The organism is Pseudomonas sp. HMWF006 (assembly GCF_003061205.1).
GTDB lineage: Bacteria > Pseudomonadota > Gammaproteobacteria > Pseudomonadales > Pseudomonadaceae > Aquipseudomonas > Aquipseudomonas monsensis.
Window position 1 is genome coordinate 725 of the sequence record NZ_QAIU01000256.1, and the last position, 11,565, is coordinate 12,289.

The following is an 11,565-nucleotide window of genomic DNA, read 5'->3' on the forward strand; positions in this document are numbered from 1 at the left end:
CTGCCACGCACCAAAAAGGCCTGATCCCACAAACATCCCCTGTGGGAGCGAGCTTGCTCGCGAAGGCGTCGTGTCAGTCGACGAATGCTTTGCTGACACTCCGCTTTCGCGAGCAAGCTCACTCCCACAAATTGTCAGGTGGTGTGGCGGAGAATATTTCAGGCACAAAAAAGCCGCGTATCAAACGCGGCTTTTTCTTGAACGGTGTTGCTTAGACGTTGAAGCGGAAGTGCATCACGTCGCCGTCTTTAACGATGTAATCCTTGCCTTCCAGACGCCATTTACCGGCTTCCTTGGTACCGGCTTCGCCCTTGTACTGGATGAAGTCGTTGTAGGCGATCACTTCGGCGCGGATGAAGCCTTTCTCGAAGTCGGTGTGGATCACGCCAGCAGCCTGAGGTGCGGTGGCACCGACTTTGACGGTCCAAGCGCGGACTTCTTCGACACCGGCGGTGAAGTAGGTCTGCAGGTGCAGCATTTCGTAGCCGGCGCGGATCACGCGGTTCAGGCCAGGCTCTTCCAGGCCTAGGGCCTCGAGGAACATGTCCTTCTCTTCGCCGTCGTCGAGCTCGGCGATTTCCGCTTCGATCTTGTTGCAGACCGGAACCACCATCGCGCCTTCTTCCTCGGCAATGGCCTTGACCACGTCCAGGTGCGGGTTGTTCTCGAAACCGTCTTCAGCGACGTTGGCGATGTACATGACCGGCTTGGTGGTCAGCAGGTGGAAGCCCTTGATCACGGCCTTTTCGTCAGCGCTCATGTTCTTCATCAGGCTGCGCGCCGGCTTGGCTTCGGTGAAGTGTGCGATCAGTTGCTCCAGCAGAGCCTTCTGAACCACGGCGTCCTTGTCACCGCCCTTGGCGTTGCGCGCGACTTTCTGCAGTTGCTTCTCGCAGCTGTCGAGGTCGGCGAAGATCAGTTCCAGGTCGATGATTTCGATGTCGCGCTTCGGGTCGACGCTGTTCGACACGTGGATCACGTTGTCATCTTCGAAGCAGCGCACCACGTGAGCGATGGCGTCGGTTTCGCGGATGTTGGCCAGGAACTTGTTGCCCAGGCCTTCACCTTTCGACGCGCCGGCCACCAGGCCTGCGATGTCGACGAATTCCATGGTGGTCGGCAGGATGCGCTTCGGATTGACGATGGCCGCCAGGGCTTCCAGACGAGGATCGGGCATCGGCACGATGCCGCTGTTCGGCTCGATGGTGCAGAAGGGGAAGTTCTCGGCCGCGATACCGGATTTGGTCAGGGCGTTGAACAGGGTGGACTTGCCGACGTTAGGCAGGCCGACGATGCCGCAATTGAATCCCATGGTGTTTCCCCTCGGATTAGAGTCAGGCCTTCTGGCTGTGCAGGTTTTTCATCGCGCGGTTCCATTCCCCGGCGAGGATATCCGGCAGCACGCCGAGGGCAAAGTCGATGCTGGCATCGAGTTTTTCCTGTTCGGCGCGTGGCGCACGACCCAGGACGAAATTTGAAACCATACTGGCAACGCCCGGGTGGCCAATGCCAAGCCGCAGGCGGTAGAACGTATTCTGATTACCCAGTTGCGCGATGATGTCGCGCAACCCGTTGTGACCGCCATGGCCGCCGCCCTGTTTGAGCTTGGCGACGCCCGGAGGCAAGTCGAGTTCGTCATGCGCCACCAGGATTTCTTCAGGCTTGATGCGGAAGAAACCGGCGAGTGCCGCCACGGCCTGGCCGCTGCGGTTCATGTAGGTGGTGGGAATCAGCAGACGAACATCCTGACCCTGATGCGAATAGCGCCCGGTCAGGCCGAAATACTTGCGATCGGCCACAAGGTTCACACCTTGCGCGGCAGCGATGCGCTCAACAAAAAGGGCCCCTGCGTTATGCCGGGTCTGTTCGTATTCGGCGCCTGGATTTCCCAGGCCAACGATCAGTTTGATGGCAGTCACGATAGGGGCCCTTCCTTGGAGTGGTGGATAACATCGCCGCAATCGGAGGCTGCGGCGAAAGTGGACGAAAATTGCTCATTTACCATGAATGTAAACTCCGCGTTCTCGCCCGCTTTCTCGCTACGTTCCAGTCCGCGATGTTACTTGCTCACTCCGGCGTAACAGAGTGAATTACTCTGCTGCGCCTTCTTCGGTAGCTTCTGGAGCAACACGTGGAGCGTGGACGTTGGCAACAGCCTTGTCATCGCCGTGTGCCAGAGCAACGAACTCAACGCCTTTAGGAGCTTTGAGGTCCGACAGGTGAATGATCGAACCGATTTCAGCGTCAGCCAGGTCGACTTCGATGAACTCAGGCAGATCTTTCGGCAGGCAGGTCACTTCGATTTCAGCAACAACGTGCGAAATCTCGCCGCCTTTCTTCACTGGAGCAGCTTCGTTGATGAAGTGCACAGGAACGATAGCGGTCAGTTTCTGGCCAGCGACAACGCGTACGAAGTCAGCGTGCATCACGTGGCCTTTGGCCGGGTGACGCTGCAGAGCTTTGATGATTACGTTTTGCTTGGTGCCACCAACGTTCAGCTCGATGATGTGGCTGTAAGCCGCTTCGTTTTCGAGCAGTTTGGCAACTTCTTTGGCCAGCATGCTGATGGATTCAGGGGCTTTTTCGCCACCGTAAACAACAGCTGGAACCAGAGCGGCGAGACGACGCAGGCGGCGGCTCGCACCTTTCCCCAGGTCGGAACGCACTTCAGCATTCAGAGTAAATTCGTTCATTTTGTATCTCCAAAATAGCCATGACCGAGTGGCGTTTGCGACCAGCGCCAAACACGGTATGGGCAAAAAAGCCCCGCCCCGGCAGGAATGCCGGGGCGGGGCGCTTTTCGTCAACGAGACATTTCGAGAAGGGCAGGGCCCTTAACGGAACATCGCGCTGATCGATTCTTCATTGCTGATGCGGCGAACCGCTTCGGCAACAACCGGTGCGATATCCAGTTGACGGATACGTGCACAGGCTTGTGCTGCAGCGGACAGCGGGATGGTGTTAGTCACCACCAGCTCGTCCAGCACGGAATTTTCGATATTCTCGATGGCCCGACCCGACAGCACAGGGTGTGTGCAATAGGCAAAGACCTTGGCTGCGCCATGCTCTTTCAGGGCCTTGGCCGCGTGGCACAGGGTGCCGGCGGTATCGACCATGTCATCGACCAGAATGCAGGTACGCCCTTCGACATCACCGATGATATGCATCACTTCAGAGTGATTGGCTTTCTCACGGCGTTTGTCGATGATCCCGAGATCCACGCCCAGGGATTTGGCAACGGCACGTGCACGCACGACGCCACCAATGTCCGGGGACACGATCATCAGGTTTTCGAAGCGCTGATCTTCAATGTCATCCACCAGAACCGGGGAGCCGTAGATGTTATCTACCGGAATATCGAAGAAGCCCTGAATCTGGTCAGCATGCAGATCAACCGTGAGAACACGGTCGATGCCGACTACGGTAAGCATGTCAGCGACGACTTTCGCGCTGATAGCCACACGTGCGGAACGCGGACGGCGATCCTGACGGGCATAACCAAAATAAGGAATAACAGCAGTGATACGAGTAGCTGAGGAGCGGCGGAAGGCATCAGCCATCACTACCAGTTCCATCAGGTTATCGTTGGTCGGGGCGCAAGTCGGCTGAATAATGAAAACGTCTTTACCGCGAACGTTTTCATTGATCTCGGCAGTAATTTCGCCGTCGGAAAACTTACCGACAGAGATGTCACCGAGAGGGATATGCAGCTGACGTACAACACGCCGAGCCAGATCGGGGTTAGCATTCCCCGTAAAGACCATCATCTTGGACACGCGCAGTACCTAGAGGCTGAGGGTAACCTGGATGAGTATAGAAAATGGCAGGGGCGGCTGGATTCGAACCAACGCATGGCAGGATCAAAACCTGCTGCCTTACCGCTTGGCGACGCCCCTGTATCTGTTGCATCAAGTGCCGAGCACTTGGTTCCTTTAGAGCAGGCTTTGCAGCTTGCGGTGCAACATTGAAATGTTGCTGCCTTTTGCTACAAACCCTGTAAGGGTCTCTGTCAGAAGGGCCGAGACTTTATCAGCTTCAGCTTTGCTTGGGAAGCCCCCAAACACACAACTTCCAGTTCCGGTGAGCTTTGCTTCGGTAAATTTACCTAACAAATCCAACGCGTTACGCACTTCTGGATAACGCCTTGCAACCACCGGCAAGCAGTCATTTCGACTGTTTCCCTCGGGAACGGGGCGCACTTTAATGGGCGGCGTGTTACGTGTCAACAAAGGATCGGAAAAAATTTCTGCCGTACTTACAGAGACTTGCGGCACGAGCACCAGATACCACGGTTCTTCGGGATCGACCGCGGTCAGTTTCTCGCCCACACCCTCGGCAAACGCTGCATGGCCACGGACGAAAACCGGCACGTCGGCACCCAGCGACAGGCCCAGTGCGGCCAGTCGATCTTCATCCCAGCCCAACTGCCAGAGATGGTTGAGCCCCAGCAGAGTGGTCGCCGCATTTGAACTGCCGCCACCAATGCCGCCGCCCATGGGCAGAACCTTGTCGATCCAGATATCAATGCCGAGTGTGCAACCGGATTGCTGCTGCAACATTTTTGCCGCGCGCACGATCAGGTTGCTGTCGTGGGGCACGCCGGCGAATTCGGTGTGCAGCTGAATTACACCGTCATCGCGCACGGCGAAGGTGATTTCATCGCCGTAATCGACAAATTGAAACAGCGTCTGCAATTCGTGGTAGCCATCTGCGCGACGACCAAGAATGTGCAGCATCAGATTGAGCTTGGCCGGCGACGGCAGGGTCAGGCGTGCTGCGGTCATGCTTATTGCCCCAGCTTGCGTGGCTGCCAGGTCTTGATCACCAGCGTCACGTCCAGGTCAGTGCCGTGCAGTTTGATGCGCTCGGGCAACCAGTAACCGTTTTGTTCGGTGTAGGCGGTGTATTCGACTGTCCAGCCATCCTGTTCAAGATTGGCCAGGCGGCTGTTAGCGTCCAGATTGAGACGGCTTTTGCTGTTGGGCGCCGGCAGGCCGCGCACCCACCAGGCCAGATTCGAGACCGGCAGTTTCCAGCCCAGCTGTTCTTCGAGCAGCGCGTCCGGCGACTCGGAGTCATAACGCCCCTGATTGGCGACTTCCAGCGACACCTTGCCCGGACGCCCGGTCAGGCGGGCCGCGCCACGACCCAGCGGGCCGGACAGGCGAATGTCGTAGTAGTCCTGACGTTGCAGCCAGAACAGCGTGCCGCTGCCCGAGTCTTTCGGGGCGCGAATGCCGATCTTGCCGTCGATCTGCCAGCCGTCGAGGCCAGCCAACTGTTGTTTGTTCGCGGCCCATTGAGCCGGACTGCCGTGGCCCTCGACCGATTCGCGAGCACCGAAGCCCGCGCAACCGGCGAGCAGGGCGATGAAGCTGAAAACAATAACGTGGCGCAAAAACATGAGTTAGAGAGTCTCGGATCCGGTCAGGCGCTTGATGGTACTGCGCAGAATGGTGCTGTCGGGCTGATCCTTGAGGAACTTGCCCCAGATCTGTTTGGCTTCCCGTTGGTTGCCCTTGATCCACAGCACTTCGCCCAGGTGAGCGGCCACTTCGTGATCAGGGAAGCGCTCCAGCGCCTGACGCAGATATTTCTCGGCGTCGTCCAGGTTGCCCAGGCGGAAATTCACCCAGCCGAGGCTGTCGAGTACCGCCGGATCTTCCGGGTTGATCTGGTGCGCCTGCTCGATCAGCGCCTTGGCTTCAGCGTAGCGGGTCGTACGGTCAGACAGGGTGTAGCCCAAAGCGTTCAGCGCCATGGCGTTGTCCGGATCGCGCTTGATAATCAGGCGCAGGTCCTTTTCCATCTGTGCCAGGTCGTTGCGTTTTTCCGCGAGCATCGCCCGGGTGTACAGCAGATTCAGATCGTCCGGGTACTGCTGCAGGGCTTGCTGCAAGACTTTCCAGGCCTTGTCGTCCTGTTTGTTGGCCGACAGGGTTTCCGATTCGATCAGGTACAACTGAATCGCATAGTCAGGCTGGGCATCGCGTTCGGCGGCCAGTTTGCTCTGGGCTTCAGCGGTCTTGCCGTTGTTCATCAGGATGTCGGCCTGACGCAACTGCGCTGGCAGGTAATCGTTGCCCGGGCCGACCTGGGCGTATTCGATGAGCGCGCCTTGCGGGTCGTTGCGTTCTTCGGCGATGCGGCCGAGGTTCAGGTGCGCCGAATCGACGTGGCTCTCACGGGCGATCAGGTCTTCCAGATAACCCTTGGCTTCTTCCCAGGCCTTGGCTTCCAGGCAGACCAGTGCCAGCGAATAGCGCAGTTCGTCGTCTTCCGGGTATTGCTGAACCAGGCTGGAGAACTCGGCCTTGGCGTCGTCCATTCGGTCCTGTTCGACCAGCATGCGCGCGTAAGTCAGGCGCAGGCGCTTGTCGTCCGGGTATTTCTTGATGCTTTTTTGCAGCAGCGGCAGGGCTTCGTCGCCACGGCTCAACAGCTGAAGCAGGCGCGCGCGCAGCAGAATCGGCGCGATTTCGCCGTCTTCCGGCGGGTGGTCTTCGAGCAGGGCCAGCGCCGCTTTGTTGTCGCCGTCCTGCTGCAGGAGCAGGGCCTTGCCGAAAATCAGCTGACTGTTGTTCGGGTGACGCTGCAACAAACGGTCGAAACTTTTCATCAGACCGTTGCGTGTTTCCTGATCGGTGTCGGCGGCCGACAGTGCGAGGAAGTCGAAATGGGTGTCGCCCTTGCCCTGCAGGACTTTCTCCATATAGACCATGGAGTCGTCATATCGCCCGGCGCGTGCCAGTTGCACGGCCGCGGCGCGTTGCGCTTCGAGGTCTTCCGGCGCGTTTTTTGCCCAAATGAGTGCGGTGTCCAGCGCCGGTTGATCCGCGCCGAGGTATTCGGCAATGCGGAAAGCGCGCTCGGAAACGCCCGGATCCTGGGTATTGATCGCCTGGGTCACGTAGTTGTCCAGGGCAATGTCGAAACGATTGCGCTGGCCGGCGAGTTCGGCGCTCAACAGGCTGAAAACGGTTTCCTCGCTGAACGAGCTGTAAACCTTGGGCTTTTCAGGCGCGGGCGTGGTGCCTTCGACCGGCGGCGTGCCGTCCGGCGAAACGGGGGCCAAGGCCTGGCAGCCGCTGAGGAAGACAAAAGCGAGGAGCAACGCGGAAGATCTATTCATATAGGAAGAGGACGACTAACCTGCGGTCGGATCATCATGACACAAGCTTTCGGCCAAACATAACCGCTGAGGCAATTAAGACATCTGCGCATCTCTGTGTAGGTGCAGGCTTCGGCAGCGCTGCCGGGTTGGTGTGTACATAAACGAGAATGGATCGCAGCAGGCGATGGATAAAATAAGGGTGATAGATATCCAATAGTTGTTCTGAATCTGACGAAGTAGGACAATTGCCGGCTTCACGTCACCATCAGCGACCTTGAATGGCCTTCCTTGCACTCGGTATTAACCACAAGACTGCGTCCGTAGACGTCCGCGAGCGCGTGGCCTTTACGCCTGAGCAGCTGGTTGAGGCCTTGCAGCAGCTCTGCCGACTCACCGACAGCCGCGAAGCTGCGATCCTCTCCACCTGCAATCGCAGTGAGCTTTATATAGAACAGGATCAGCTGTCGGCTGACATCGTGCTGCGCTGGCTGGCCGATTATCACCATTTGAGCCTCGACGAGCTGCGCGCGAGTGCTTATGTGCACGAAGATGATGCGGCAGTTCGTCACATGATGCGCGTCGCCTCCGGGCTCGATTCGCTGGTGTTGGGCGAACCGCAGATTCTCGGTCAGATGAAGTCGGCCTACGCCGTGGCCCGTGAGGCCGGCACCATCGGCCCGTTGCTCGGGCGCCTGTTCCAGGCGACGTTCAACGCCGCCAAGCAAGTGCGTACCGATACGGCGATCGGCGAGAACCCGGTGTCCGTGGCGTTTGCGGCGGTCAGCCTGGCCAAACAGATTTTCAGCGACTTGCAACGCAGCCAGGCGCTGCTGATCGGCGCCGGCGAGACCATCACCCTGGTCGCCCGCCACTTGCATGAGCTGGGGGTCAAGCGCATCGTCGTCGCCAACCGTACGCTGGAGCGTGCGAGCCTGCTGGCCGAGCAGTTTGGCGCGCATGCGGTGTTGCTCTCGGACATCCCGGCGGAACTGGTGCGCAGTGACATCGTCATCAGTTCGACCGCCAGTCAGTTGCCGATCCTCGGCAAAGGCGCCGTCGAAAGCGCGCTGAAGCAGCGCAAGCACAAGCCGATCTTCATGGTCGACATTGCCGTGCCTCGGGATATCGAACCGGAAGTCGGCGAGCTCGACGACGTTTACCTCTATAGCGTCGACGATCTTCACGAAGTCGTCGCCGAAAACCTCAAGAGTCGCCAGGGCGCAGCGCAAGCGGCCGAAGAAATGGTCTCGGTCGGCGCCGACGACTTCATGGTGCGCCTGCGCGAATTGGCGGCGGTCGACGTGCTCAAGGCCTATCGTCAACAGAGCGAACGCCTGCGCGACGAGGAGCTGCAAAAAGCCCTGCGTCTGTTGGCCAACGGCGGTAACGCTGAAGACGTGCTGGGGCAACTGGCCCGTGGCCTGACCAATAAATTGTTGCACGCGCCCAGCGTGCAACTGAAAAAGCTTTCTGCCGAAGGCCGCCTCGATGCGCTGGCCATGGCCCAGGAACTCTTTGCCCTCGAGGGCTCACCGGATAGCTTTTCGGATAAAAAACCGCAATGAAAGCGTCACTGCTCAATAAGCTGGACATCCTCCAGGACCGTTTCGAGGAACTGACCGCACTGCTCGGCGACGGCGAGGTCATTGCCGATCAGGCCAGGTTTCGCGCCTACTCCAAGGAATACGCCGAACTCGAACCGGTCGTACACGCCTATAAAAAGCTGCTCAGCGTGCAGGGCGATCTTGAAGGCGCGCAGGCGCTGCTCAAGGACAGCGATCCGGACATGCGTGAAATGGCCGTGGAAGAAGTCCGCGAAGCCAAAGAATTGCTGATCACCCTGGAGTCCGATTTGCAGCGAATGTTGCTGCCCAAGGATCCCAACGACGGTCGCAACGTCTTCCTCGAAATTCGCGCCGGTACCGGTGGCGACGAGGCGGCGATTTTCTCCGGCGACCTGTTTCGCATGTACTCGCGTTACGCCGAACGTCGTGGCTGGCGGGTGGAGATCCTTTCGGAAAACGAAGGCGAACACGGTGGCTATAAAGAAGTCATCGCCCGCATTGAAGGCGACAATGTTTACGGCAAGCTGAAATTCGAATCCGGCGCGCACCGCGTACAGCGTGTGCCGGCCACCGAATCCCAGGGCCGTATCCACACCTCGGCCTGCACCGTGGCGGTGTTGCCCGAGCCGGACGAGCGCGAAGCCATCGAGATCAACCCGGCGGACTTGCGCGTCGACACTTACCGTTCCTCCGGGGCTGGTGGGCAGCACGTCAACACGACCGATTCGGCGATCCGCATCACGCACATACCGACCGGCACCGTCGTTGAGTGTCAGGAAGAACGTTCCCAGCACAAGAACCGTGCCCGCGCTATGGCGTGGTTGTCGGCCAAGCTCAACGATCAACAAACCGCTGCGGCGGCCAATGCGATTGCCAGCGAGCGTAAATTGCTGGTGGGCTCGGGCGACCGTTCGGAGCGCATCCGCACCTACAACTTTGCCCAAGGCCGGGTCACCGACCATCGCGTCAACCTGACCCTGTATTCCCTGGATGAAATTCTCGCCGGTGGCGTGGAAGCGGTGATCGAGCCTTTGCTGGCCGAATACCAGGCTGACCAACTCGCAGCGATAGGTGAATAAATGACCATCATTGCCAGCCTGTTGCGCGCCGCCGAATTACCGGACTCACCGACTGCGCGCCTCGACGCCGAACTGCTCCTCGCAGCTGCGCTGGGCAAGTCGCGCAGCTTTCTGCACACCTGGCCCGAGCGCATCGTGCCGACAGAGGCCGCGCTGACGTTCGCCGAATACCTGCAACGGCGTCGTGGCGGCGAGCCGGTGGCCTATATTCTGGGGCAGCAAGGTTTCTGGAAACTCGATCTGGAAGTGGCGCCGCACACGCTGATCCCGCGTCCGGACACTGAGTTGCTGGTGGAAGCCGCGCTGGAGTTGCTCCCCGCGACCCCGGCCAAAGTCCTCGACCTTGGCACTGGCAGCGGCGCGATTGCTTTGGCGCTGGCCAGTGAGCGTCCGGCGTGGCGTGTCACGGCGGTCGATCGGGTGCTGGAAGCCGTCGCTCTGGCCGAGCGCAATCGCCAGCGTCTGCACCTGGACAACGCCACGGTGTTGAGCAGTCACTGGTTCAGCGCACTGGCAGGCCAGCGGTTTCAATTGATCATCAGCAACCCGCCCTATATTGCAGCGGCAGACCCGCACCTGGTCGAGGGCGATGTGCGCTTCGAACCGGCCAGCGCTCTGGTCGCCGGCGTGGACGGGCTCGACGATCTGCGCCTGATCGTCGCCCAGGCGCCGGAGCATCTGGAGGCGGGTGGCTGGCTGATGCTCGAACACGGCTATGATCAAGCCGAAGCCGTGCGCGATTTGCTGCAGACCCGCGGTTTCGAAGAAGTCCACAGCCGCACCGATCTGGGCGGCCATCAACGGATCAGCCTGGGGCGCCTGCCGTGCTGAATGATCAGGAATTGCTGCGTTACAGTCGGCAGATTCTCCTGCAACACATCGACATCGACGGCCAACTGAAGCTCAAAGACAGCCGCGTGTTGATCGTCGGCCTCGGCGGGCTCGGTGCACCGGTTGCGTTGTATCTGGCGGCGGCGGGGGTCGGTGAGTTACATCTCGCGGACTTCGACACGGTCGACTTGACCAACCTGCAACGCCAGATCATCCATGACACCGACAGCGTCGGCATGAGCAAGGTCGACTCGGCGCTCAAGCGACTGGGCGCGATCAACCCCGAGATTCGGCTGATCGCCCATCGTCAGGCGCTGGACGAGGATTCCCTCGCCGCGGCAGTGGCGGCGGTGGATCTGGTGCTCGATTGTTCCGATAATTTTTCGACGCGCGAGGCGGTCAACGCTGCGTGTGTGGCTGCGGGCAAACCGCTGGTCAGCGGCGCGGCGATTCGTCTTGAGGGGCAGTTGTCGGTGTTCGACCCGCGACGTCCCGAGAGCCCTTGCTACCACTGTTTATACGGGCACGGCAGCGAAGCCGAACTGACCTGCAGCGAAGCCGGCGTGGTCGGGCCGCTCGTGGGACTGGTCGGCAGCCTGCAAGCGCTGGAAGCCTTGAAGGTACTGGTCGGTTTCGGTGAGCCGCTGGTGGGCAGGCTGTTGTTGATCGATGCGTTGGGTTCGCGTTTCCGTGAACTGCGGGTCAAGCGCGATCCGGGATGCAGTGTCTGTGGATCGGCTCATGCTTGACGCACCGATCGCGGTGTTCGACTCCGGTGTCGGCGGCCTGTCGGTGCTGGCGGAAATCCAGCACTTGCTGCCCAATGAATCGCTGTTGTACTTCGCCGATTGCGGACACATCCCCTACGGCGAGAAAACCCCGGAGTTCATTCGCCAGCGTTGCAGCGTGATGGCCGGGTTTTTCCGTGAGCAGGGCGCCAAGGCCCTGGTGATCGCCTGCAACACCGCCACGGTGG

At 59.7% G+C, this 11,565-nt stretch carries 12 protein-coding genes, 1 tRNA gene and 1 pseudogene; 6 read left to right on the forward strand and 8 right to left on the reverse strand.

Annotated elements, in window-relative coordinates:
- The coding region (locus DBR24_RS31270; protein WP_218278128.1) for a hypothetical protein at positions 1-215 on the forward strand (215 nt) is incomplete at its 5' end.
- Here the strand turns inward: DBR24_RS31270 and ychF are convergent.
- The 8 genes from ychF to DBR24_RS10580 all read right to left on the reverse strand — a co-directional run bounded on the left by ychF (position 212) and on the right by DBR24_RS10580 (position 7,132).
- Positions 212-1,312 carry a redox-regulated ATPase YchF gene (gene ychF, locus DBR24_RS10545; RefSeq protein WP_103306068.1) on the reverse strand — a complete coding sequence of 367 codons (1,101 nt, stop codon included), beginning with the start codon at positions 1,310-1,312 and terminating at the stop codon, positions 212-214. The genes DBR24_RS31270 and ychF overlap by 4 nt on opposite strands.
- 22 nt (positions 1,313-1,334) lie before the next feature.
- Complete coding sequence (gene pth / locus DBR24_RS10550) at positions 1,335-1,919, reverse strand: aminoacyl-tRNA hydrolase (RefSeq protein ID WP_003228164.1); 585 nt, start codon at positions 1,917-1,919, stop codon at positions 1,335-1,337.
- Positions 1,920-2,090: 171 nt separating this feature from the next.
- Positions 2,091-2,693, reverse strand: coding sequence for a 50S ribosomal protein L25/general stress protein Ctc (locus tag DBR24_RS10555; protein ID WP_123463023.1), 603 nt, complete (start codon positions 2,691-2,693; stop codon positions 2,091-2,093).
- A 141-nt stretch (positions 2,694-2,834) separates the two neighbouring features.
- Positions 2,835-3,776 carry a ribose-phosphate pyrophosphokinase gene (locus tag DBR24_RS10560; protein WP_003171603.1) on the reverse strand — a complete coding sequence of 314 codons (942 nt, stop codon included), beginning with the start codon at positions 3,774-3,776 and terminating at the stop codon, positions 2,835-2,837.
- Positions 3,777-3,821: 45 nt separating this feature from the next.
- A tRNA-Gln gene (locus DBR24_RS10565) sits at positions 3,822-3,896 on the reverse strand.
- Between the two features lie 36 nt (positions 3,897-3,932).
- A complete protein-coding gene (gene ispE, locus DBR24_RS10570; protein ID WP_123463025.1) occupies positions 3,933-4,784 on the reverse strand; it encodes a 4-(cytidine 5'-diphospho)-2-C-methyl-D-erythritol kinase in 852 nt (283 codons plus the stop codon).
- 2 nt (positions 4,785-4,786) lie between these two features.
- Positions 4,787-5,404 carry a lipoprotein insertase outer membrane protein LolB gene (gene lolB, locus DBR24_RS10575; RefSeq protein WP_128614697.1) on the reverse strand — a complete coding sequence of 206 codons (618 nt, stop codon included), beginning with the start codon at positions 5,402-5,404 and terminating at the stop codon, positions 4,787-4,789.
- Between the two features lie 3 nt (positions 5,405-5,407).
- Entirely contained in the window at positions 5,408-7,132 is a 1,725-nt protein-coding gene (locus DBR24_RS10580; protein WP_123463029.1) for a tetratricopeptide repeat protein, read from the reverse strand.
- Positions 7,133-7,392: 260 nt separating this feature from the next.
- Between DBR24_RS10580 and hemA the strand changes: the two genes are divergently transcribed.
- The 5 genes and pseudogenes from hemA to DBR24_RS10605 all read left to right on the forward strand — a co-directional run.
- Positions 7,393-8,679, forward strand: coding sequence for a glutamyl-tRNA reductase (gene hemA, locus DBR24_RS10585; protein ID WP_102356846.1), 1,287 nt, complete (start codon positions 7,393-7,395; stop codon positions 8,677-8,679).
- Complete coding sequence (gene prfA, locus DBR24_RS10590) at positions 8,676-9,758, forward strand: peptide chain release factor 1 (RefSeq protein WP_123463031.1); 1,083 nt, start codon at positions 8,676-8,678, stop codon at positions 9,756-9,758. The genes hemA and prfA overlap by 4 nt, the downstream gene beginning before the upstream one ends.
- Positions 9,759-10,589 carry a peptide chain release factor N(5)-glutamine methyltransferase gene (gene prmC, locus DBR24_RS10595; protein ID WP_128614698.1) on the forward strand — a complete coding sequence of 277 codons (831 nt, stop codon included), beginning with the start codon at positions 9,759-9,761 and terminating at the stop codon, positions 10,587-10,589.
- Positions 10,583-11,338 carry a molybdopterin-synthase adenylyltransferase MoeB gene (locus DBR24_RS10600; protein ID WP_123463035.1) on the forward strand — a complete coding sequence of 252 codons (756 nt, stop codon included), beginning with the start codon at positions 10,583-10,585 and terminating at the stop codon, positions 11,336-11,338. The genes prmC and DBR24_RS10600 overlap by 7 nt, the downstream gene beginning before the upstream one ends.
- A pseudogene (locus DBR24_RS10605) lies at positions 11,331-11,565 on the forward strand (aspartate/glutamate racemase family protein); the annotation flags it as partial. The gene DBR24_RS10600 and the pseudogene DBR24_RS10605, both read left to right, overlap by 8 nt.

Coding starts and splice junctions, on each gene's coding strand:
- ychF (WP_103306068.1), bottom strand. CDS start 1,312: ATGGGATTCAATTGCGGCATCGTCGGCCTGCCTAACGTCGGCAAGTCC.
- DBR24_RS10555 (WP_123463023.1), bottom strand. CDS start 2,693: ATGAACGAATTTACTCTGAATGCTGAAGTGCGTTCCGACCTGGGGAAA.
- ispE (WP_123463025.1), bottom strand. CDS start 4,784: ATGACCGCAGCACGCCTGACCCTGCCGTCGCCGGCCAAGCTCAATCTG.
- lolB (WP_128614697.1), bottom strand. CDS start 5,404: ATGTTTTTGCGCCACGTTATTGTTTTCAGCTTCATCGCCCTGCTCGCC.
- DBR24_RS10580 (WP_123463029.1), bottom strand. CDS start 7,132: ATGAATAGATCTTCCGCGTTGCTCCTCGCTTTTGTCTTCCTCAGCGGC.
- hemA (WP_102356846.1), top strand. CDS start 7,393: ATGGCCTTCCTTGCACTCGGTATTAACCACAAGACTGCGTCCGTAGAC.
- prfA (WP_123463031.1), top strand. CDS start 8,676: ATGAAAGCGTCACTGCTCAATAAGCTGGACATCCTCCAGGACCGTTTC.
- prmC (WP_128614698.1), top strand. CDS start 9,759: ATGACCATCATTGCCAGCCTGTTGCGCGCCGCCGAATTACCGGACTCA.